This window comes from Croceimicrobium sp. (genome assembly GCF_965228705.1).
GTDB lineage: Bacteria > Bacteroidota > Bacteroidia > Flavobacteriales > Schleiferiaceae > Croceimicrobium.
The window spans coordinates 2,449,921-2,473,231 of the sequence record NZ_OZ245832.1; the positions used below are offsets into that span (position 1 = coordinate 2,449,921).

Sequence of the window (23,311 nt, forward strand, 5' to 3'; positions counted from 1 at the left end):
GAAGCGCCCAGCTCCGAACAATGCAATTGAATGGGCAATGCGGGAGTTTCGGCCTTTTGATGAAGTAGCAAAAAAGAAAGGAAGCAGATTAAAAGGCTTAGAATTACTAGGATGAAATAGGATTTGTTAGTCATAGTCTACAGATCAATAGCTCGAAGATGTGAAAAGCATCTTAAGCCAAGGTTCTGATTCCTGTTTCAGAACCAAATATCACTGAGATTATTTCTATGGAAAGTCTGCGACCCGTTTAGGGTACTGCCTACTAAAGACCAGCCTGTGGAGCCATGGACTCCATAGCTGGTGCAAGTTTATTTTCTGGTATTTTGCGGTACAAAGCATAGCGCACCTCGCGGCTATTCCCTTCCAATTCTTGCTTGCGTAAAAGTAGCCCTCGTTCTTCTAATTGCTTTGGGAAATGATCCAGCCAATCATTGGCGATAATCAGGAAATATTCTGCTTCCAAGGCTTCTTCCATCATCCGGCCATCACGCATGTGATCACCCTCACGAGTTATAGCCAAAACATTAGGGGAAAGTGCATCCAGTAAGTGAGTATTCCAATAGGAACCAATTACCGTGAAGTGATCAATCTGTGCTTCGGCTAAGACTTTAGCAATCAGATTTTCGGCTCCCGAGCGTCGGATTCGGCCATGGGCTCCTGTCTCAAATTCGTGATTAAAGCGAAGCGAGGCATTCAATATGGGCATAGCGATTAAGGCCACCATAAAAAACTGCTCCCAACCATTTCCAAACTGGTCTTTAGCCCCCAATATCAAAGCCGAAACCATGAAGAAATAAGGCATTGTATGGTAGCGCAAAGGCATACCCATAGCCGCATTCCAATTAGAGAGATGGATAAGAACAAAGGAAAGAACCGCAGTTAAGAAAAAGATGACTGTAATGGAACTAAAGGACTGCCCGCTCCGAAATCTTCGGATTATGCTCAGTAGCAGAACTAAAAACAAGGCATAAAGCAAATAGCTATTAAAGGGCTTATTACCCTCAAAAAGAAATAAATCCCAAAGACTTTGAATCTGCTGACTAAAGGATTCCCAGACCTTCGGCCAGGGGGCCAAAAAGGTTTGATAGTCCTTAATCTTAACCGCCTGGTTTTTTGCCGCTAATAGTAAAACCAAGCCCAAGCCAGAGCCCAATAGTAAAAAGTGCCATCTCTTTAAAAAGAGCTTCCAAAAGACCTTATGTTCCACCAGAACAAAAGCCACAAAAAAGGCCAAGGACATTTCGGAAGACCAAATCGCTAGAAAAGCCACAAAAGGCACTAAAAATGCTTTCCAGGAATCAGAGATTCTTGGAGCATTGAAAAGGCTTAAACTCGCCAATAGAAAGAAAAACTGGGCCAGATAAGGGTGTCCCAAAGAGTCCTGCATCCAAAAAGGATAAATGGGAAAAAGCAGAACCGCACTTAAGCCTAAAGACCAATAACTAAAATTACTGAGTCGCCAGAGCATAAATGCACTTAAGCCTAATAGAAGCACTTGCACCAAACCCAGGGCAGTAAAGGAGTCTACCCCTATTGCAATGAGTATTGAGCCCAGCATTGGAATAAAACTACCCAGCCGATTTTGCCCCCAATAATACCAATCCTTAGCCCAGTCGAATCGTTCCGCCATCAGGATATGGATAGCATGATCGGAATTTAATTCCTCGAAATACCACAAGCTATAGTGAATGAAAAACAGGACAAAAAAGAGAATGCCGGTTAAGACTAAAAAAAAGGTTTGAATGCGTGGTTTCAAAGATGTTTGGCTATGCTTAAAGGCTCAAAGATAAGTTTGTCATGTAAGCAGGAGATAGCCATCCTAATATTTAGGTAAGATTTGAACTTTTAATCCCCTATGCTATCGATGAATAACGAAACTATTAAAATCAAATTACTAGATGAATCCTAAGTATGAATTTGGATTTGTTTAGTAAGCTTAACCTTTAATACTCACTTAGCCCCTTGGCCAATGCTCTCAATTTTTCTCAAATCCACTAGTCAATAACAGAAAAATTGACAGTTTTCTAAACCAATTCTTTGACCAAGTCAAGATTGGAGCCCCCCATTAACCGAAACCGACAAAAAATCCTTAAGCCTTGGTAAACAAGGCCTTTAAACCATACCAGCTTATGCAAAAAGGATCATTTCTTTTAATACAAGCCTTATTCGATCCAAGCCTAAATTCCATCCTCTCAAAAAATTAACATCTTTTCCCTTGATTTACTGCTCTATTTTTTTCTAGGTTTGACCACCATTAACAAACCTGAATTATGAGCTTTCGCAATCTCTTGATTGGTGCAATAGGTCTATTGTCCATTAGTAACCTTATTGCCCAAAATGGCCCCGGCTTAATTAGCGGTAAACAATCTTGGCTCACTGGTAATGACAGCACTACCATCATAGCCAATCGCTGGACAATCGATCTCCTCGACTCCAATTTTGTTCTTGAACCTCGGCTAGCGAAACTTAATAGTGAGTACACCATTTTTATTGTAGCCCATCCTGATAGCTTAGGTACAGACCCTAATGTATTTGCTCAACTGGGAAGCTTTCAACTCAGAAACGACGGTGTTATGCTTAGCGGTCGCCTTAGACCTATTGATTTTTCGGATGGATTGAGCAAAGTTATAGCAGTATCAGCCTATAAGCGCAGTCAAATTTTTCAAGCTCCTTTTAAGGGGGCCTATAAACTGAATAATGACAAAATGTTTGACCTTGCTGAGCTGATTGTTTACGATCGAGTTTTAGACTCTAGTGAGATCAGATTAGTATCCAGCTATTTAGCATTCAAACACTCCGTACCTCTGGCTAGAGGAAACCAGCAGTTTTCGTACTTCTTAAAAGGCTATGGTGGAAAGTATTGGAATGAAAGTGTAAGTCGGATTTACAACCACGATTTCCTGGCTGTTGGGCACTCCATGGATGAATTGCTCTATCAAAGCCAAAGCAGCACTCAAAATGACAGCTTAACTATCGGTTTAGACAGCATACTTCAGGCTGGGCAACTCCCAAATGTGGGAATTTCAGACCAAGCTTTTATTGTCTTTAGCCAGGCAAAAAAACAATATCGCAAGTACATCAAATGTCAAGGATCCCAAACTCCGGACAATCCCATTTACTATTGGAAATTTGAACTTCAAGAGTGGCATTCGAATGCTCAATATTTGAAAGTGAAGGTAAAAGGGCCATTCTTTCAGAATGATACCATCTCTCTTCTTTCCACTGGCTTTCAACTCAATCTCCCTTCCCTATTAACAGCTGATTCGTCAAGATTGTATTCCATCCCCATCTACGATCTACCAAATAACCAACACTTCTTTTTTAAGCCTATCCAAAAAGATACTTGCCCAGAATTAATCGATATTCAAAATCTGGACAGCTTAGGTACCCTCAGCTTAAATGCTGACCCAGACTCTATCGACCAATTTGAGATCATAAACTTGGATAATGGTTCTATCATCGCAATGGAAAATCTCAATCTCAATGAGATTCAGCTTCTGGATGGCAATTACCTATTAGTGGGGAGTCGCAATAATGAAGTGGTTTATTCAGAGCCCCTCCAATCGCAATCGAATCAAGATCCAAATACAAGTTCTAGCCTCTCAATCTCCCAAGTTGACATTTATCCCAAACCGGCTTTAAAAAACAGCACTATTACTCTTGAAGCTCAAAACCTAAGTCAATCCACGGCTATAATTAGCATGACGGACATGAATGGCCGCGAGCTCTATCGACAAAGCTTTGATGTAACAGACCAGTACCTTAAAGTTCAAATACCTAGCCCTGCAGTATCCGGTATTTTCAAAATAAGCCTGCAACAAGACTCCAAGACTTTTTCCAGCCTGGTACCTGTAAATAATTAAGACCTTAACCTTTCTTCCTATGATTACTAGAATAGCCTCTTTATTCCTGGCCTTTCTTTTCTTAAGCCTGGAATGTAATGCCACCATTAGTTATTTCATTCTAAACAAAGCATTCATTGCTGAAACCCCCGTTCCTCATAGCAAGGCATTTATTGGACCCATGCCTTTAAATGAGGAAGTAGCCAATACTCCTGAAGAGGACAAGGCTCTTGAAGCACCTAAGCCAGGGCGCAATGCTATGGAGTTGAATGATGCTCCTGCCTTTAGTTTACCTGAAAATCAAAAGGTTGTTCGCGGCTTGAATACCCTTGACCCCATCAATGCTCCTTACAACGACTTTCTGCAATTTGACATTAATACGGATAAGCTAGATGCAGAATATATCCAGATCACATTTGAAGCAAAGGCCATTGATGAATCAAGCACGCTCAGCTTGAATTTAAACCTAAGTCAGCTACTTGAAGTTCAGGCCACTAAAACTAAAGCTGGTTATAGTTTTAGCCTTCCCACAAGTCTTTTAAGAAATGGAAGAAATAAGTTGCTAATTAATGATTTAAGCAAAGAACATTTCATTGCCAGCAACTTCTCAATCAAAGCGACAAATGAGCAAAGTTCAGGTTTAATTCAAAATAGCCCCCTGAAAGACCATGGCTTAGTCTTTAGCTCATCAGAAAACCAAAATAGAAGTCTGGGTGCATTGGTGAGAAGTGGTGAATACCCAAGCATCCCTCAAGGGTTTAAGAACTTTATGTCAGGGGAATCAGCAGTGTACCTGGACAGCATCGAACTTTCTGATAAAGTTCATTTTGTTCTTCCCGAAGCAAAAATGACAGATGCCAAAAACCTAAACTTATTCTATTTCGATGAAGAAGCTTTAGCATGGCAAGCCTTTCCCGCCGACAGCATTTATACTGCCGAAGAAGGGCTCATAATGTCAGCCCCCTTGAGTGTTGGAGGTATGTATTTTGCTGGAGCCAAAGCTCAACCGGCCTCATCCGAAGGAAGTATGAATTTACCCACCTCACTTCCTGGAGTGGGAAGTCTAAACCCATTTGAAGGAATAAGCAGTATAGCTCCACCTTCAATAAATCAAAAGGGATCCGCCACAACCGCCTTCCCCATTAAAATGCCTCCAGGCCGTGCTGGCTTGGCGCCAAGTATTGCACTTAATTACAATAGTGATTCTAAAACCGGAATTTTAGGGGTCGGTTGGAATGTTCCCATTTCAAGTATCGAATTAGATACGCGCTGGGGAACCCCAAGGTTCGATGCCAATCTCGAAACTGAAGTTTATTCATTAGACGGAGAAAGCCTTAGCATGGAAGGTGGTTTTAAAGGAAACCGCCGCGATGCCAATGGCGATTTTGCCAATCGTTCTACAGGGACAGTTGAATTCTTCCCTAAAACTCGTTCTTCTTGGCAATCCATTAAGCGATTTGGCACAGCTACAGATGAATATTTCTGGGTAGTAACCACAGCCGATCAAACCAAAATGTACTACGGATCCAAAGATGGCAGTACCCTAGATGCCAACACCTCTATTACCGATGGCTCAGGAAACCTTATCAGTTGGAAGATTGCGCGTATTGAAGATAAATGGGGAAACTACATCGACTTTGAATATGAGAATTTTGTGGCCTCTGGCTCCAATGACGTATTAAACGGTGCTGAAGAATTATTAATTAAGCAAATTCGATATACTGGTTTTGAAGGCAGTACTAATATTGACCCTCCTTACCTTATTGAATTCAATTACAAATCAGGAGTTAGAGCCGATGCAAGAGTTTCCTATCGCACTACTAAGAAATTAGGAACTTTTAAAATTCTGGAATCCATTAGCGTCGCTTTTGACCCCGATATTAATACCAGTGGTGACGAAGAAGAAATTCGTAATTACACTTTTGGACAAACCAGCGGAGACTTCGGTAAAATCCTTTTAAGTTCTATCACGGAGAATGTAGCTGAAACTGAATTCTACACGTATGATTTGGAGTATTTTCAGAATGATTTAGAATACTCCTCAAGCGTACAAAAGGTAACATCAATGCCGATTGATAAATCTGATGACAATGCCTCCTCCGACGATGACAAAGTCCCGTACGCAGACGACCTAAGGAGCGGTTTTGAATACTCACCTCTAGGCGCAAGTTATAGCGGCGGCTTTAGCTTGGGAGGATTGGCAGGGGTTGGTCTTCCCGACAATGGGACTCTTTCTAACTCAATCTACGGAACAACAGGCTTCGGTAGAGACTATTCTTATGGAAGAGTTTCACATCAGGATATTAATGGAGATGGACTTCCTGACTTAATAATTCAAAAGGCTGGAGCAACGGCCTTAGCCTATTATCCTGGTAGAATAACCATAAATGGAACACCCTATTTTGGAGGTAAAAAAGTAACAATCAACTCTAGTACGGATTCCGACCTTAATCGTTTCCAATATACACTTTCAAAAACAAGTTCAGTAGGAGTAGGTGCAGTAGTTGATGGTGGAGGTACCAGTGGTTTTCTTCAATATGATTGGAACTGGGTTAATGCTGAAACCTCAACCTATACAAACGATGTAAATGGTGATGGAATCTTGGATATTATTGAAAATGGTAAAGTATCATTTGGTACTATAAATCCCGAGGATCATAATATCACCTATGAAACCGGTAGCTCCACTACCCCAAACCCCATTTTCGAGAATGCCATTATTTCACGACCTAGTTACAATGATGACGAAGTGGTAGAAACTGAAGTGGTTCGGTCTTGGAGAGCCTTGAAAGACGGAACTATTAGTATTAGCAATTCCATTTCTCTAGACTCTGAATCAAATGATGGGATTAAAGTAAGCATTGAACACCAAACCTCAACCGGTGAAAGTCGCATTGAAGGAGTCCATTCTATCTCACCCGGTTCCACAGCGAATTACCCGGTAAATAATATCTCAGTCGCTAAGGGTGACTTAATTCTATTTAGGGCCACAGGCAACAGCAACACAAAGTTTGATTTAATTAGCTGGAATCCTGACATCAATTATACTACCGGCTCGATATTGAATGCAGATCAAGTGGATTGGACCAGCATTAGTGCTGAGCAAGGCTTTCTGCTAAGTGATTTGAGTTTTAGCCCACTCGTACCGAACACTGAAGCTTTTTTAACCTTTCCCAATTGCAGCATCAGCACCGCGCATAGTGATACACTTACTTTTAGCATCCGTTTCAAGGGCGTGCTATCAGGAAATTCCTTTGATGATGTATTTGAATATACCGTCTTGCCGGGGACTACAGATGTTATTACTCCGGCAAACTTCTCCTTAGGGCAGTACAATGCTATTAAAAGTGCGAGCGGCTTTGACTTTAGTTCCTATGATGAAGCCTATGTTTCTTTTACAGTGAGTTCACCTTCTAATGTAGATTGGAAAGCCATCAATTGGAGACCTGTTCTTCTTGATGACCCTGCCGGCACTGGTGACTCTAAGGTTTATCCGACTGTAAAGTATGAGCCCTTTGAAAGGACTGCCCTTTTAAACGCTAAAGTTGATATTTCCAATTATCTGGGTTCAAGTTCAACTGATATTAAACTTGAACCCAGTGCTAACCTAAGCTTAGCCTCTAGCTATTACTCGCAAGTTAGCCATACTGATCCTGTTAGCTTCAAAATAAAAATCAAGACGATTCATGATTTAATTAAAACCTACAAGGTTGAACTAAGCACTAGCCCTTATACTATAACATTCTATGATTTAAACTTAGCCAGTGGCAGCAATACAGCTATTAGCTCCTGTGATGCAGATTACAGTATCTCCCGCTCACTATTCGATAATGACGAAATGTATATTTCAGCCATTACCGATGATCCAGTCCTCGCTCCTTTAATAGCACAATATCTTAAGATTAGTCTCTTTGATTTTATTAGCACTTATAATGAGGAAGAAGATCTGTATACTTATGATTGCGACCCTGTTTCAATGTCCAGCTATTTAAGTGTCTTCTATAAGGATAACGGCACTCATTATGGACCTGAGTACCTGGGCTGGGGACAGTTTGGATGGAAGGCTGACATCAATACCTTGATCGATCCGGATCAGATGAATATGGGCTTAAATGCTAATGGAGATCCCATAACGAATGCTGAGCTTCAATCCATCAACACCACTAATTTGGAAAGCACCATAAACGCCTTTAAGATCAATCCAGATTTAGATCAAAACCCCTATAAACCCTTAAAGGCCTATCGTGGAGAATTAGAAGAAGACACTTATTTCTCGGATTTTGGCACTCTGGAAAGCAGCAGTCAAGATGCTTGGGTACATCCTTTTAACCCAATTGCCAGAATATTAAAAGCCAATACCAGTCTTGGCTCCATTGGTGAAATTCCCACGGAAACCGAAACCAGCATTTCCAATCAAGCTAGCAGTAGCACTGACAAACCCGCACCTAGCTTAAGATTAAAAGCCTACAACACTTCCATAAGTTTTGGAGGCTCTGTAGGCCCAGAAAATGTCAGCGTAGGAAGCTCAATGACAATGTCTACTGATGAATGGGATAATGATAAAGGTAATAGAGCATTATCTGCTTATTTCGATATCAATGGCGACTCCTACCCTGATGAAATCTTTTTAAACGAAACACTTGAGCGGCTAGAAGTCATACGTACCGATGCAATGGGGGGCAGAAGACCCTTAACTAATTATGGAGAAGGTGTAACCATTCTGAGAAGAAAGTTTGGCACTACCGGTATTTCAAATTCTGCGGGTACCACCGGAGAGGCCATCGTAGGCAGTACTTATAGTTCTAGAATCCAATTGATCTCAGGAACAGGTGTGGGAGGCTCAATAAATGTCTTAACCGGAGAATCCATATTTGAAGAAGGCCTCTTGGATTTAAATGGGGATGGCTTAACAGATTGGGTCGATCAAACTAAATTAAATGATGGCTCTGGAACCACACGCTTCACTTTTAATACCGGTTCCGCACTAAACAAAGCAACACTAATCAATTGGCCTTCAATAGATAATATTGAAGACGTCGATGGTTTATCAATAGGAGGTAATTTAAGCGCAGGCATAGGCGGTCAAATAGGGAGTGTTAACGTACCAGTGCAAGGCGGAATATCGCTAGGTATACTTACCCAAAATCAAATGACCGAAAGCACGCTAATTGATATGAATGCAGATGGCTTGCCGGATCGAGTAAGCTATGATGAGTCTGGAAATGCCTATTTGATTTATTTAAATATGGGCACCTACATATCCAGCACTCCAATTCAATATAGCACTCCTGGTAATAAACAAATACAAAATCAGCTGCTATCCTATCAAGCTGCTCTTAATGTGGTGGTAGGAATTTCCGGAACCCTTGCTAAGATTGTTGTTGGCACAAATGCTGTCGGATACTTAGCTAGAAATAATCAAGAATTCACATTTAAGGATGTAAACGGAGATGGATTTCCTGACTTTCTTTCACTTGATGAAAACGACTGGCATACCCAAGACGAAATGGACGTCTATCTCTGTACAGTTAAAAAATCAAACCTTCTCAAAAAGATTAAAAGTCCTACCGGCTCTGAAATTAGCTTAAACTACCAAAGAGTGGGTAATAAATATGGCTATTTCGACCGCTACATCAATGATTACCAAACTTATCCCACTACTGAAGAAGACAAGGTATATTGGGACATGCCCTTCTCTCAATGGACACTCTTCCAGGTAAATATTTATGATGGCTTCGTAGAATACAGCGAGTCTTCTGGTAGCCCGATATCAGATGGGGCGGACAATATTAGCTTTTACTACCTCTACGATGGTGGGGTCTACGATCGCCGGGACCGAGAGTTTCTGGGTTTCAGCCGGATTGGAGTATTAAGCAATCAATACCTTCCCAACACCGATTTCAGTCATCTAGCGACTAACAGTCAAGGCAACATTGCTCCAGCCGTTTCTGCCGATACGAAGCAACAATTCCTGAGCATTCAGCAGTACCCTGAACCAACCTCCAATACTCCCAATGCTCGGAATCAGTTTAAGTATCAGGCAAACTTGGTCTTAGAAACAATAGATCTGGTTCTACTTAAAGAGGTACCTGAAACTTTACCCTCCCCTCATTACGGTCAGGTAGATCCTAATAATCCGAATGCTATTACCCGAGCACATCTAATTAAAAAGCAAAACTTCGACTATGATTTCCATGCCTGGAATCAGACCCATATAGATGATGACCATGGTCTTAATGAGATCTATCTGGATAATTCAGAATTCTTTATGAATACCGTTTCCGAAACGGCCTGTCTATTCCCAAGATTGAACTCAGTGGAAACCTTCACCTATGTGGAACCCGCAGATATTGGAGAAACTGCAAAATTTCAGTCTCGCAAAGTAGAATTCACCTATAATAAATATGGGGATGTGCGAACCGCGGTGATTAATGGTATGGATGGCCCCGGTCTGGAAAACTGGAACTTAAGCTCTACTGGAGAAAATGGAAATATCTATGATCGCAGTTTTGTACCCGATTATAAAGTGGACCTCATTGCTAAGTTTGACTATTATGCGCATTCTCAAGCAGCCAATCGTGTGGGTCAATTACTGCGCTATCGCTTGTTTACTAATGACACTGTATCTAGCTCCTCATTACTACGTAGAACTATTGTACCGGAACTAAGCTCAAATCATTTAGCACCAAAAAAAGTAGGTATCGATAATGATGGCGGAGTCTACAGTTATAGCGAAACCTATTATAACGCGCAAGGTCTTACCAATAAAATCATTTTACCTGATAATCATCAAGGAGATAGCAAGGAAATTCACATCAGCTACGATAGTCAGTTTAGCCAATATCCTGAAACACGAATTGATCGATTTATTCCCACTACAGGGAGTTCATGGGATGAAACATCTAAAATGTTGATTGAAACGGAAACCGGGCTTTTGCGAATGCTGATCGATCCAAATGGCCAAAAATCAGAAATCTACTATGATGACTTTTATCGACCATTACGAATTTTTGGCCCCCGTGAATTAGCCGATCCCAATGCTCCTTACACCATTGCCTTTGAATATTGGTCGGTGGACCCCAGTACCGAAAAACCCTGGGCTATAGCTAAACAATATTTAGGAACAGCCGCCAATGCCTCGGAGTTTGGTGCTCAGAACACCAATAGCTATCCCAGCTTGCAACTTACTGCAGCCTCGCGTTTAAGTTTAAATGGGCCTGCTTGGAATTCCAGTTCTATTGTTCGTACCGCGCTTATGACGGATGGTTTAGGTCGTTCTATGCAGAGTCAACAAGAGGTGAGCATTTACAATCCGAGTACCCAGGAGAATGTGAAAGGGCGACGTATAAGTGGTCCGATTGGTTTTGATAATTTCGGAAATCTTGCCTTTAGCTATTTAAGTGAGGCAACAAATACTAACCCAAGTGAAACCACACTTCGAACTATCGAGGTAAGTGATTTTGCTAGTGTATTGCCAGCAAGCATTAATTATACCGATGAATTTGGTCGAAATGCACTTTCCTATTCTGTTTCCGATTATATCGTAAGCGCTACTCGCTACTACACAAAATCTCAACAGAAATTCTTCTGGGATGATCTAGTAGCCAATCCTGTGGAATCAGAAGATTTTATAACGATTGAGTCTACAACTTATGGACACACGGAATTAATTGAGCGTATCTCCTTGGATTATTTCGGTCAGGTTCAAGAATTAGTTCGGGGCGATATTTTGGATGAAAATGTCACCCAATACTCCCACGATCCTATTGGCCAATTACTTTCCCGCACCAACCCGGCCGGCATTAGCACCAGCTATAGCTATGACCGAATGGGCCGTGTGAAAGAAGAATTACATGCGGATAAAGGAAAGACCTCAGTGAGTTTTGATTTGGCTGGCAATATGACTCAAACCACTTTTCAAGAAATTGATGAAAATGGAGTTTTGGGAAATTCCCTCACCATCAATTACGAATACGAGTACAATCGATTGTCTAAAAAACTCTATCCCGAAAGTGATGCTTTAAATGACCTGGAGATCACCTATGGAAAACCGGGCAATACCGTAAATGCCATTGGCCGAATCTTAAATGTAAAACAGGGCCATTCTGGTAATTACCTACTCCAAGAACAATTCCGATACAATGAAAATGGCCAAATTATCCGGGAGAAAAGAACTATTGCCGTTCCCCAATTAGGTGTAGAAAGTCTCACTACGGATTATGTTTATGATTCTTGGGGGCGGATTCGACACATGCGCTATCCAGATGGCGAAAAACTGGTTTACCACTACGCTGCTGGTGGGGATTTGGAAAAGCTTGAAACCAATCATCATTTCATTACGGATTCAGAATCCTATTATTTAGAGTTCCAGGCTTTTGATGGATTTGGACAACCCTTAGAAAAAGACTTCGGAAATGGAGTTGAATCCAATTTCACTTACGACGCTCAAACCGGTTCCTTAAAAGTTTATACTTTAAATAGTTCCGCCAATAACAGCAATTTTAGTCCCATAGGCTTATTGGATAAGAGCTTCGACTATGATGCTACCGGAAATATTTCAAGTATAGAAAATATCAGCCCCGCGCTTAATCTGCCTTATAACAGCTTAGGAGGAGCTTATAATTTCAATTACAATTATGATGATCTAAATCAATTAAGCACAGTTGAAGGACTCTGGGAAGGGGCAGCTGGAGCGGAATGGAATTACAATCTTAGTTTGAGCTATGACCTGAACGGCAGAATCACCTCTAAAACTCAAACCCTAAGAGATGAAAACAGCGATCCGCATCCAAGCGCAGATTATAATTTGAACTACGGTTATTCAAATAATCTTAAAAATGGGGTGACCAGCATCGTTGATGTTTCTAAAAATCCCGTTGAATACCGAGATTTTGAATACAATGGCTATGGGAGTTTGACAAAAATCAAACTAAATGAACAGGAAGAGCTAAGCCATCTTTATGATGAAGAGCAGCGACTGAGAGGTTCCGATGCCAAAACAGGGATTCAACATAATGTATATGACCCTTATGGCATTCGCATCATGAAAGCGGAATTGGCTTTGGAGACAGTCTATGTTAATAATGAACCGGTTGGCACCGAATACCAATTAGACCCTTATATCGTTCATGCCGGGCCTCATTACCTCTTCCAAGCCTATGATAATGTGGTAAAAGTATCCAAACATTATTATGGTATTGGTGGAAACCGTGTAAGTTCTCGAGTATTAAACGAACCCAGGTTACCAGAAGGCTATGAACCTCCTACCCCAGGTGAAGGGGGTGGTTCTGGCCCGGTTTATGGAAAACACTTTAACGATTTTGACCCGGACAACCCTAACGATTTAGTCCCCTACAATGGACTGGTAAGTAATAATATTGCGATCAGTGCCGGCTTAGAGCCTTTGTTCACTGATTTCGGTAAAAGCTCCTTCTTCACCGCTATGGACCTGAGCAGCTTACCCGAATACTATCTAGGTAGTTTTGATCGCGATGCCTGTTCTTGGGGAACAGAAGGAGGTGAATACTCCGAACCACCTTATAATGCCTCAGCTAGTGATTTTCAGAACGAATTCTGTTTGTGTATCGCCTTTCCAGAGGAGGCGGGAGAATATGACTGTGATCTATTCCCGGAAATCTATTGGTACCACGGCGATGGCTTAGGCAATGTAGAATACCTCACCGACCTGTCCGGTACTCCTTTTGAATATTTCTGGTACAGCCCCAGCGGTGAACCCATTGTTCATCAACATCAAGGAAATGCCGCTTACAGCAGCCCCTATCAGTTTACAGCACAAACTTATGATGGCATTCCTTCATTGGTTTATATGGGAGCTCGTTACTATAGTCCGAAATATTCGATATTCACTTCTGTCGATCCAATGGCGGCATACCGTTCTTGGATCAGTCCTTACAACTATGTTCAGAACAATCCGATTATGCGACATGATCCTACGGGTATGTTGGATCATGGACCAGGTAAAGAACCAAAAGTAATTTTAGGCTCTGAAGGAGATAATAATCCCGTGGATGTTTATTCACTCAAAACAACTTATGATGGCTCCTATATCCTGTTTAAAGACTACTCCATGTGTTATGCCGGTGATGCAACCAAAGAACGGATTACCATTATTAACGTCTATCAACAAGGTGAAAACAGAATAATTAGACAGTTTATTGGCCCCACAGCATTTAAAGACGCTAAAGAAGCCGGATATACCTGGGAAGAGAGGAAAAGAAGTAGGTTTAGTACATTTATCAGTGTCAATAATAATTTTTGGGAGAACAATGATCGACATGCTCAGGGTGTCAAAGAGGTTGCCTATGAGCTTTCGTCAATAGTAGCTATGGAACTGATAGGGTTTGCAGTACTCGCTTATGCAACAAGGGTAACAAGGGTTACTAAAGTCTCTAAAGGGGGAACTAGAAGTGCTACTAAAGGGGGAGCTGGTCGAGCTGCTCAATATTCAAGTGAGTGGGGTAATGCAAGTTTAAAGAAAACAATTAACCGATTTGCTCCAGGTTCCAAAGGCGTAAAAACATCTACAGGTAAGACTGTTTATAAGAATAGTGAAACAGGAATTCAGGTCGTTGTTGATGATGCAGGGAATTATTTTAGAATTGAAAACACTAATCTAACTGGTAAACGAAAATACTTAGATTTAGACGGCAATATTCCTAATAATAAGGTTGTGAATGGTAAGACTTCAGGAAGGACTCAAGGTGAGTACAATCAAGCGACACATTTTAATATTATCGATTAGGAATGAGACAAAGAATAATTATAGTGCCAAAGGATAAAACAGCTGAAAAGGCATTAGATTTTGACGAAGCAACTAAAGAGCAATTAATTGAATTGTCAATAACAGAAGAAGAGTTTCTTTTTATGTACCAAAATGGAATAATTGAATTAATAAATAAAGAAGGGAAGACGAACATTGATGATTACGAAGATGATTCTGTGACAGGAAAAGAAAATCTTAGTGAGGTAATAAAAGCCCTTAATTCAAGAGTGGACTTGGATGCCAATAATGAATTAATACAAAATGTTTCAAACCTTTTTAATGAGGCAATTGATAGGGGTACAGGAGTTTACTTTTACTTTTAACGATATTAAAGCCATCCTTCGGGGTGGCTTTTTTATTAGCTATAAGCCTCCTTTTCTTAATGTTTTCGGATAATTAAATCCATATAAATGAAGGATGCAGACGGAGTCGAAGTTATAGCCACTTTATATCTGGATAAAGATGGAAGTTTATTTGAACTTGATCTTTGGAAAACCAATTTCGAGCCCCTCCTTATACTACCTGAAAAACATGGATAGCATTCCCTTAGCGCAATAAGCCTTTCCCTTCCAAATCCTCCCGCATCTTCCTATGATTCGCCCAAAAGCGATCCTTAATCTGCTGGAAGACTCGGGTGAATTCAGCTTTCTCTTTCATGGGCTTCACCAAGGGCTCATACTCCAATAAAAGGAACCAATACTGAATATGGTCTTCTTGTGCGAATTGCTCCAAATACTCCAATGACTTTTCCCAATCCTGAGCATAGGCATAACGGATCGCTTGATGTGCATTCTGATACTTCGAATCATTGGCCTCACAATAGGCTACATAATCCGCGAATAAGCTATCAGCCTTAGCCCTATAGCCCAAGGCGCGATACACATAGGCGATCTTTGCATTTTCATAGGCATAGAGTTCCAAATTATTCGCTTCGCGATGCCGCACCAATTTGGAGAAATAGAAATAGGCACTATCATTATCCTCCAGCACATAATGCAGTTTAGCCAGATCTTGCAGCACATCCATGGCATTGGTGTCGCGTCGGTATAAGCGGCTAAGGGCATTGGCGGCCTTTTGCCAATCCTTATCCTGCACCAAATCCACAAAAACCCTTAAATGCGGAACAAATGGATTGGCCGGGTATAAACTTTGCGACTGATCCAAATAAGCATCCGCCTCCCTAAAAAATCCCGCCTGCACCAAGGCATTGGCCAATTGCAAATAGCGATAACTCTTGGCGGTAGAATCCTGAGCCTGCCCATCCAACTGAATCCCCTTTAAGGCATACTCCACGTATTTAGCGCTATTGGGAATATAATAAGCGTAAAAATCCGAGAGCATTTGAATGGCCGCCGCCGAATTAGGATTGTAATCCAAAGCCTTTTCCAAATGCGGTAAGGCCAGGCGATAATCCTGCACTTGCAAATAATAGCAAGCCTTGGCAATCAGGCTTACATCCAATTTTGAATCGTACAATAGTGCCTGATCCGAATATTGATTAATCAAATCGGTGTACTGCTTTTCCCGCTGAAAGAGATCCAGGAAATAATAAGACAAGGCCAAATCCGCATAAGCCAAAGCAAATTCTTCGTCCTCGGCAATGGCCTTCTCAAAAAAGCCAATCGCCCGCTGCAAACTCTCATGGGTCCGCGCATAAAAGGGATCCAAAGCCTGTAAATAATAATCGTAGGCCGCTAAACTCTGAGTGGGCCGCTTGGCAATGCGCGCACGCTCTTCCTCCGAAACATAAACCTGAATCGCATCCGCAATTTCGGCCGCCACCTCCCGCTGCAAATCGAATATATCCTGGAGCTCCCGATGGTATTCGGCGGCCCATAAAGGCTCATCGCGAGCGGCATCAATCAGCTGAATATGCAGCAAAACCTTATCCCCCACCTTTTGACCACTGCCTTCCACCAAATACCGCACTTGCAGCTCATCTGCAATCTCGGGAATCGATAAAGCGGTACTGCGAAACTTCTCGGCCGAGGTACGACTGATCACCCGCAAATCTTCAATCTTCTGCAAATTGTTGAGGGTCGACTCCATCAAGCCATTCACGAAATACAAATTGCTCGAATCGCTGCTTTCATTTTTAAAAGGCAAAACCACGATCGACTTTTCCGACTCCAAAGCTGGTTCTTGGTCCGCATCAGGATAAAGGAAGAAAAAGGCAATCAGGATTAGAGCTACCGCAGCCAAGGCATAATAGAGTCCATTGGATTTTGGTCTTTTTTCGGCTTTCGCCGCATCTGTCTTTAGCTCCTCTTGCGACTCCGAAATTTTATTCTGCTCCCATTTCCCGGGAGGATACCCATAGTGTTCTCGAAAACATTTAACGAAATAGCTCACACTCCCAAAGCCCACCTCATAGGCTACTTCGGAAACAGAGGAAGCTCCCCCTTCCAATTTGAGCAAGGCCTGCTTTAAGCGATAAGCGCGAATAAACTGACTGGCCGAAAGCTCCGTATCCTTTTTAATCTTTCGCAAAAGATTGGAGCGACTCATGTGCATGACCTCCGCTAATTCCGAAACCCCAAAAGTCTCCGAACTTAAATTCTCTAAAAGAATTTCCTCGGCCTGTTTAATGAAATCACTGGGACTATTTTGGCGGTCTTCCATGCTCCTTTTTCGCCTTTCGAAAGTAGAAAAAATTAGGCCCGCATTTCTGCTTAAAAATTAGGACTCAAAAGAGCTTTTGCGTCATAATTTATAGAGATGCGTCATTCTTTTCAAAGCCGCGGCAAAGTTTACACAAAGCGAAGCATAGGCTATAGCCCAAGCCTGGCAAGGGCCACACCTTTGAAGCATCAAATTCACAAAACAAAATTTAGAGATGAACGCACTTAACTTCTTCCAAAGAAAAAACCTTTTAAAAAGCCTTAGTCTGATGCTTATTTTCAGCCTTAGCATCGCTTGTCAAAATCAAAATTCGGAATCCAGCGAAGTAAAAATTGAGGCCCCCGAAATGGATATTGCCACTGCCGTTATTAGTGGAAATTTGGTCGCCGTAAAGCAACATATTGCCGCTGGCACCGACCTCAATCAAAAGGATGCTTTTACCGGATCTACTCCATTAATTACAGCCGCTACTTTCGACAAGCGCGAAATCGCCCAGGCCCTGATTGATGGTGGCTCAGACCTCAGCCTTCAAAACAATGATGGATCGAGTGCATTGCATAGCGCTGCCTTTTTCGGTCGGGTAGAAATCGTTCAAATGCTAATCGATGCTAAGGCCGACAAAAACCTGCGCAATACCTACGGCGCAACTCCCCGCGAAATTGTTTTGGCCGATTTCGAAGCCATGAAACCTGTTTACCAAATGATGCAGGAACAATTAAGCCCCATGGGTTTACAATTAGATATGGTGGCCCTCGAAAAAGCGCGCCCCGTAATCGCCCTGATGTTAGAATAATCTCGAAAACTTAAACAGATAAAAAATGGAAACTGCAAGAAGGCACGATATCGACTGGCTACGGGTAATTGCCATCGGACTTTTATTGATCTATCATATTGCCATTGTCTTTCAACCCTGGGCGCTCTTCATTGGTTTTATCCGCAGCGATGAACTTTTAGAAGGACTTTGGAAACCGATGTCTCTGATTAATGTTTGGCGCATTCCCTTCCTCTTTTTTGTATCGGGAATGGGTGTTTACTTCGCCATGCAAAAACGGAACATCAAGCAATTGCTGCTGGATCGATCCAAGCGCATTCTGGTCCCTTACCTCTTTGGCATTGTTGCTATCGTGCCCTTGCACTTCTTGCTCTTTCAAAACTATTACAATCAGCCCCTGCACTATTTTGCCCATCCTGCCCACCTGTGGTTTTTAGGCAATATTGTAATCTATATTTCCATCCTCTTTCCCTTCTTCTTCCAGCTGATTAAAAAGCCGGAGGGTAAATTCCGCCGCAGCCTGGAGAAAATGATGCGCAACCCCTTGGGACCCTTGGCCATCCTTCCCTTTTTCATCTTGGAAGTACTCCTTGTTCAGCCGGATGTTTTTGCCCTCTATGCCCAAACATTACATGGATACGCTATTGGATTCCTGGCCTTCTTCTTTGGTTTTTTAATGGTTTATGTTGGCAAAAGCTTTTGGCAAGTCCTATTAAAATGGCATGGGCTCTATTTAGCTTTAGCCTTAGGCATGGGCCTATTACGCATCAGCATTTTGGAAGCGCACTTCACTAATGCCCTTATGGCGGTGGAATCCAATTTATGGATCTTAGGAATCTTTGGCCTGGGCTACAAATACCTCAATCGCCCCAGCAAAAGCCTGAGCTACCTAAGTGAAAGTGCCTATCCTATTTACATCATTCACATGTTTGTGCTCTATGCTGTAGCTTCATGGGTACTTAAATTAAGCTTGGACCCCCATTTAAAATTCGCACTTAGCGTACTTTTAACCTTAGCGGGATGCTTGTTGATTTTCGAATTAATCATTAAGCGGATTCCATTGTTACGCCCCCTCTTTGGCATGAAGTACCAGCGGGCGCAAAAAGCCAAATAAATATGAGTCCAAAGAAAATAATCGGCCTAAGCCTTATCCTCCTCTCCATGATCGGAACTTATTTATTCGCTCCCTGGCTATTGATTAAACTCTGGCTCAGCCCTTTGCCAGACAGCCCTCAAGCCCAAATAGAAGACATTTTAGACTATAAGGTAGATGGTGTTATTCTCTATATTGATCAGGCCGGGAAAGCTCCCGAAGCTTATGCTGCAGGCTGGAATAATCGCACCAATGAGGTGGCGGCCAATCCTCAAAGCTTATTTAAGGTGGCTAGCATTAGCAAGCTCTTTATTGCCACCGCCGCTACCAAATTGATTCAAGCGGAAAAACTGGATCTCGACGCCCCCCTAAGCAGCCTGCTCCCTTTTACCAAAGGCCATATTTCCAATGCCGATGCCATCACTTTAAAAATGCTGATCCAACATCGCAGTGGTATCCCCAATTTCCTGGATCAACCGGATTATCCCTGGACCGATCTTTTCACCGAAAATCTACCAGCCCTGGAATTGGTTTATGACCTCCCAGCTGATTTTGAACCGGATGAAAAATACCAATACAGCAATACCAATTACCTACTGCTAGGCGCCATCCTCGATAGTACTTTGGGCTACAGTCACCACCAATACATCAAGGAAGAAATTCTGGACCCCTTAGGTTTAAAACACACCTATAGCCTGCTAAACGAGGTAAATCAAGACTCTTTGATGAGCGGCTATCATATCGGTTACGAACCCGACATCAAAAGCAGCAATTATGTACACCCCGGAGGGTCCATGATCTCCACAGCCCGCGATATTGCGGTCTTCTTACGCGCCCTCAATGAAGGCAGTTTCCTAAACCCGGAAGAACAAGCCCTTTATGAATCACTCTATCGCTTGGAACATACGGGCCTCTTACCCGGCTATTCCAGCATTGCGCGCTACGGTGCCGATTTAGACGCCGTGATCGTCCTCTTTATCAATACCAGCGGCGGTTTATCTTGGAGTATTACGGAGGCTACTTATCGGAGGGTGGTGAAGATTTTGAGGAAGGGGTAAGGAGCAAAATAAGCTTTATAGTGAAAGGCTAAAGATTGACATTCCGCTAAACAGGGTCTATATTTGAGACATTCATTCGCTCGCTAATTAACTTTAACCACTGTCCTAAGGTAAATCACCAGGACTTTATCCCTTTTCTATGTTAAGAATCCTAGCCCTTTCTTTAAGCTTACTATGCCTTATTAGTCATTTAGATGCCCAGACTTTTAAAACAGGCCCCAGGATTAAAAGTCCCTTTAAGGACTATGACCCTCAATTCGTCCAGGAAGACGCCACGAACCTTTATGGATTAATGGTTAATGATGATGAGTTGGTCTTAAGCATCGTTAATAAACAAAGACCCAATCAAACAGAGTTTCATTATCTGGAATTACCCGAAAGCGCCTCCAATTACTATTCATTTTTCAGCATTGGAGAATTTGGAAATCGCCTGGTCTATATCAATGAATATGCTGAAGATGATCATTTCAAACTGGTAGCGCATTTCATTGATATTGAAACTAAGACCTTCGGACCAGAAATAGTGCTTCATGACAAGGAATATGAAAAGGAAAGGACTCGTGGTTACTATGATCTTTACTGGACTGAAGACGGTCAACATTTAATAGTAAGTAGCTTCACCTACTACAAGAAGAGGAAGAAAAGTGATCATGCCCTATTACTTTTCGACCGCGATTTCACCAAAGTATCTGAGAGAACATTAAGAGGAGGAAATAGGTACAGTCGATTAGGGTCCATACTGGAAGTTGATAATGATGGAAACCTCTATGCTTATCTCCCGGCACAAGACAGCTTGGTTATTTTCCATGCGGATCAAAACTACCAAGACACCTATATCAAACTCTCCGGCGATCCCAGAGATAAAAACGGTGTCTTCTCCAATTCAAAAATCTCAATTGTAAATCCGAATAAAATCCTAATCAGCAGTCAATTTCATAGTGAGGATCCGGATAGTCCATCGAAAAAAACGGGATTCAGAGTACATTCTGATATGCCCATTACAGGCCTGAGAATTGCAAGTGTTAATCCAAAGTCAAATAGTATCCTTAAGGAAACTAAAATTCATTTGTACGATGAACCATTGATCGAAGGATTCCAAAAGGCAATGAATCACTATTGGGATTTAGGACAATACATGGGCAGCGAGGTACCCTCTCAAGACCAATCAGTTTTTAGCACCCGTAATTATCACGATAGCCTGGGAAACACCTATTTACTAATCCAGCAAAAAATTCACATTCGGGTACCTCCTGCAACCACTGGTGTGCATGAGCAATATGGCTTCTATGACCTAAATATCATTGCCCTCAATAATCAAGAAGAAATTCTTTGGACGCAACTAATTAAAAGAAAGCGTGAATACATCCCCAATAAGGATGATGCCTACGGACAGCGCTCTTTCCCACAAACCACCGCTTTACGAAATATCCTAAATCAAGATTCTGAGTCCTTCGATTGCTATGCTTTTTTAAATAATGATCAATTGGTGCTTATTTACAATGATCTCCCAGAAAACATGGCCAACATGAATCCTGAAAACAGGATTAAGAAAGTGGATGGTCATAAAAATCATGTTCCTGTGGTTCAAAAAATCAATTTAGAAAACGGTGAAAGAGTGGGTAGCATCGAGAAACGCATGACCTTACCCAAAATGATCCTTAAGCCCTTTCAGATATATTACAGTGAAATGGACAATCGCTATTACTACGCCTCAGGTAATGGCAAGCAAATCCAGATAAGCACTTTTAGCATGCCCTAAACTTGCATAATCATATTGAATTGAAAATCCCCGGTTCTTGGAATTGGGGATTTTTTATGAGTAGTCAAGCTTTAGAAATACGATTAAACAAAAAAGGCGAGAAAACAATACGCTTTCTCGCCTCAAGTGGGCCCAGCAGGGCTTGAACCTGCGACCAAGTGATTATGAGTCACCTACTCTAACCAGCTGAGCTATGGGCCCGAAAAGGAGGGCAAATTTAGTATTTATCATTGAATTGAAGCCCATAGAATACACTCAGATATAGAAGCTGTAAAACAAGTAGTGATCCTCTGTGTTCTCCCCGCCTCCGTGCCTCCGTGTTGAAGCAATCCCAAACAAATTTTCTTGACCATCAAACCCTCTAAGAGCGCAGCGATCTATCGTCTAAAATCTAAAAGCGCAGCGGTCTATACGCTAACAGCACAGCGGTCTATTCTTTTCGTTTAACGGTCAATAATCTTCGATAAACGGTAAACGAAAACAATTAATTGCTAATTTTCAACTACTTACAAAACTCGATTTCCGGTCATCGAAACCGATAATCGACCTTTTATCGGTAAACGATAGGTTCTTAAGTCTGCTAAGGCCACTATTTACTTGGCTATATTTCCCAAAAGCGGGAAATTTTTAAGCCTTATTTCCTTCTTTTGTGCTCAAATACCACGCAATGCCTAAACACCTGCTTTTCGATTTCGGAGCGGTTCTTATTCCCATCGACACCAAGCTTACTTACAAGGCCTTCGAAGCCCTGGGTGCCGAAGAAAAGCTAGCAGAGCAAGATGAGCTCTTTCATCAATTTGAACGCGGGGAACTTAGCACCGACGATTTCCTAAGCCAATTGCAAGGCTTCTTCTTTCGGAAATCCATTTTCAAAAAGGATTTAGCTGCAGCCTGGAATGCCCTCTGCTATGAGGCGATTCCGGATGAGAATATTCGTCTGCTTAAAAGCTTAAAAAACAAAGGACATAAGCTCTACCTCCTGAGCAATACCAATCCCTTGCATATCGAAAAGATCAAGGCCCTTTGCGGACCCTTTAAATACAAGCAGTTTATCAGTCAATTTGATGCGGTATACTTCAGCCACGAAACGGGGCATCGTAAACCCGAAGCTGATTTCTACAAGAAAGTATTGAAGGAGCAAAAACTAAAAGCCGCCGACTGTTTCTTTATCGACGATCGGGAAGACAATATTGAAGCCGCCACCAAGCTCAAGCTGGAATGCTGGCACTTCGACCCGAAAAAAGATAAAATTGAAACGATCAAGAAACGCCTCTAATCTAACAGTGTAGCGATCTAAACTCTAATAGCGTAGCGGTCTAAATTCTAACATCTAATAGCGCAGCGATCTTAACTCTATATTTCTTTATCAACGATCGGAAAGC

Annotated in this window: 11 protein-coding genes and 1 tRNA gene; 9 read left to right on the forward strand and 3 right to left on the reverse strand. The window is 41.9% G+C overall.

From position 1 onward, the window contains the following. Nucleotides 1-262: 262 nt before the first annotated feature. Nucleotides 263-1,756, reverse strand: a complete 1,494-nt coding sequence (locus ACO05P_RS11145; protein WP_421750892.1) for a hypothetical protein — start codon at nucleotides 1,754-1,756, stop codon at nucleotides 263-265. Nucleotides 1,757-2,270: 514 nt separating this feature from the next. Here ACO05P_RS11145 and ACO05P_RS11150 point away from each other — a divergent pair. The 4 genes from ACO05P_RS11150 (at nucleotide 2,271) to ACO05P_RS11165 (ending at nucleotide 15,164) form a co-directional block, all read left to right on the forward strand. Further along, nucleotides 2,271-3,863, forward strand: a complete 1,593-nt coding sequence (locus ACO05P_RS11150; RefSeq protein ID WP_421750894.1) for a hypothetical protein — start codon at nucleotides 2,271-2,273, stop codon at nucleotides 3,861-3,863. A gap of 19 nt (nucleotides 3,864-3,882) precedes the next feature. Then, nucleotides 3,883-14,604, forward strand: a complete 10,722-nt coding sequence (locus ACO05P_RS11155; RefSeq protein ID WP_421750896.1) for a SpvB/TcaC N-terminal domain-containing protein — start codon at nucleotides 3,883-3,885, stop codon at nucleotides 14,602-14,604. A 2-nt stretch (nucleotides 14,605-14,606) separates the two neighbouring features. After that, nucleotides 14,607-14,948: a hypothetical protein gene (locus ACO05P_RS11160; protein ID WP_421750899.1), complete on the forward strand. Its 342-nt coding sequence runs from the start codon at nucleotides 14,607-14,609 to the stop codon at nucleotides 14,946-14,948. Between the two features lie 87 nt (nucleotides 14,949-15,035). Further along, nucleotides 15,036-15,164, forward strand: coding sequence for a DUF6984 family protein (locus ACO05P_RS11165; RefSeq protein WP_421750901.1), 129 nt, complete (start codon nucleotides 15,036-15,038; stop codon nucleotides 15,162-15,164). 7 nt (nucleotides 15,165-15,171) lie between these two features. On the opposite strand, the gene ACO05P_RS11170 is transcribed toward ACO05P_RS11165, so the two are convergent. Then, the gene (locus ACO05P_RS11170) at nucleotides 15,172-17,247 is read right to left on the reverse strand and encodes a helix-turn-helix domain-containing protein (protein WP_421750903.1); all 2,076 of its coding nucleotides are present in this window, start codon (nucleotides 17,245-17,247) and stop codon (nucleotides 15,172-15,174) included. A gap of 214 nt (nucleotides 17,248-17,461) precedes the next feature. Here ACO05P_RS11170 and ACO05P_RS11175 point away from each other — a divergent pair, with 214 nt between their 5' ends. The 4 genes from ACO05P_RS11175 to ACO05P_RS11190 all read left to right on the forward strand — a co-directional run bounded on the left by ACO05P_RS11175 (nucleotide 17,462) and on the right by ACO05P_RS11190 (nucleotide 21,929). Next, nucleotides 17,462-18,040 (forward strand): ankyrin repeat domain-containing protein, encoded by a 579-nt coding sequence (locus tag ACO05P_RS11175; RefSeq protein ID WP_421750905.1) that lies wholly within the window; start codon nucleotides 17,462-17,464, stop codon nucleotides 18,038-18,040. A 25-nt stretch (nucleotides 18,041-18,065) separates the two neighbouring features. Further along, nucleotides 18,066-19,133, forward strand: a complete 1,068-nt coding sequence (locus ACO05P_RS11180; RefSeq protein ID WP_421750907.1) for an acyltransferase family protein — start codon at nucleotides 18,066-18,068, stop codon at nucleotides 19,131-19,133. 2 nt (nucleotides 19,134-19,135) lie between these two features. Continuing rightward, the gene (locus tag ACO05P_RS11185; RefSeq protein ID WP_421750910.1) at nucleotides 19,136-20,170 is read left to right on the forward strand and encodes a serine hydrolase domain-containing protein; all 1,035 of its coding nucleotides are present in this window, start codon (nucleotides 19,136-19,138) and stop codon (nucleotides 20,168-20,170) included. Nucleotides 20,171-20,309: 139 nt separating this feature from the next. Next, nucleotides 20,310-21,929 carry a hypothetical protein gene (locus ACO05P_RS11190; RefSeq protein ID WP_421750912.1) on the forward strand — a complete coding sequence of 540 codons (1,620 nt, stop codon included), beginning with the start codon at nucleotides 20,310-20,312 and terminating at the stop codon, nucleotides 21,927-21,929. Between the two features lie 127 nt (nucleotides 21,930-22,056). Here the strand turns inward: ACO05P_RS11190 and ACO05P_RS11195 are convergent. Then, nucleotides 22,057-22,130 (reverse strand) — tRNA-Ile (locus tag ACO05P_RS11195). A 466-nt stretch (nucleotides 22,131-22,596) separates the two neighbouring features. Between ACO05P_RS11195 and ACO05P_RS11200 the strand changes: the two genes are divergently transcribed. After that, nucleotides 22,597-23,205: an HAD family hydrolase gene (locus tag ACO05P_RS11200; protein WP_421750914.1), complete on the forward strand. Its 609-nt coding sequence runs from the start codon at nucleotides 22,597-22,599 to the stop codon at nucleotides 23,203-23,205. Nucleotides 23,206-23,311 lie beyond the last annotated feature (106 nt).

Excerpts from the sequence above, each read along its gene's own strand:
- ACO05P_RS11150 (WP_421750894.1), top strand. The coding sequence starts at position 2,271 with ATGAGCTTTCGCAATCTCTTGATTGGTGCAATAGGTCTATTGTCCATT.
- ACO05P_RS11185 (WP_421750910.1), top strand. The coding sequence starts at position 19,136 with ATGAGTCCAAAGAAAATAATCGGCCTAAGCCTTATCCTCCTCTCCATG.
- ACO05P_RS11160 (WP_421750899.1), top strand. The coding sequence starts at position 14,607 with ATGAGACAAAGAATAATTATAGTGCCAAAGGATAAAACAGCTGAAAAG.
- ACO05P_RS11200 (WP_421750914.1), top strand. The coding sequence starts at position 22,597 with ATGCCTAAACACCTGCTTTTCGATTTCGGAGCGGTTCTTATTCCCATC.
- ACO05P_RS11170 (WP_421750903.1), bottom strand. The coding sequence starts at position 17,247 with ATGGAAGACCGCCAAAATAGTCCCAGTGATTTCATTAAACAGGCCGAG.
- ACO05P_RS11155 (WP_421750896.1), top strand. The coding sequence starts at position 3,883 with ATGATTACTAGAATAGCCTCTTTATTCCTGGCCTTTCTTTTCTTAAGC.
- ACO05P_RS11190 (WP_421750912.1), top strand. The coding sequence starts at position 20,310 with ATGTTAAGAATCCTAGCCCTTTCTTTAAGCTTACTATGCCTTATTAGT.
- ACO05P_RS11180 (WP_421750907.1), top strand. The coding sequence starts at position 18,066 with ATGGAAACTGCAAGAAGGCACGATATCGACTGGCTACGGGTAATTGCC.
- ACO05P_RS11175 (WP_421750905.1), top strand. The coding sequence starts at position 17,462 with ATGAACGCACTTAACTTCTTCCAAAGAAAAAACCTTTTAAAAAGCCTT.
- ACO05P_RS11165 (WP_421750901.1), top strand. The coding sequence starts at position 15,036 with ATGAAGGATGCAGACGGAGTCGAAGTTATAGCCACTTTATATCTGGAT.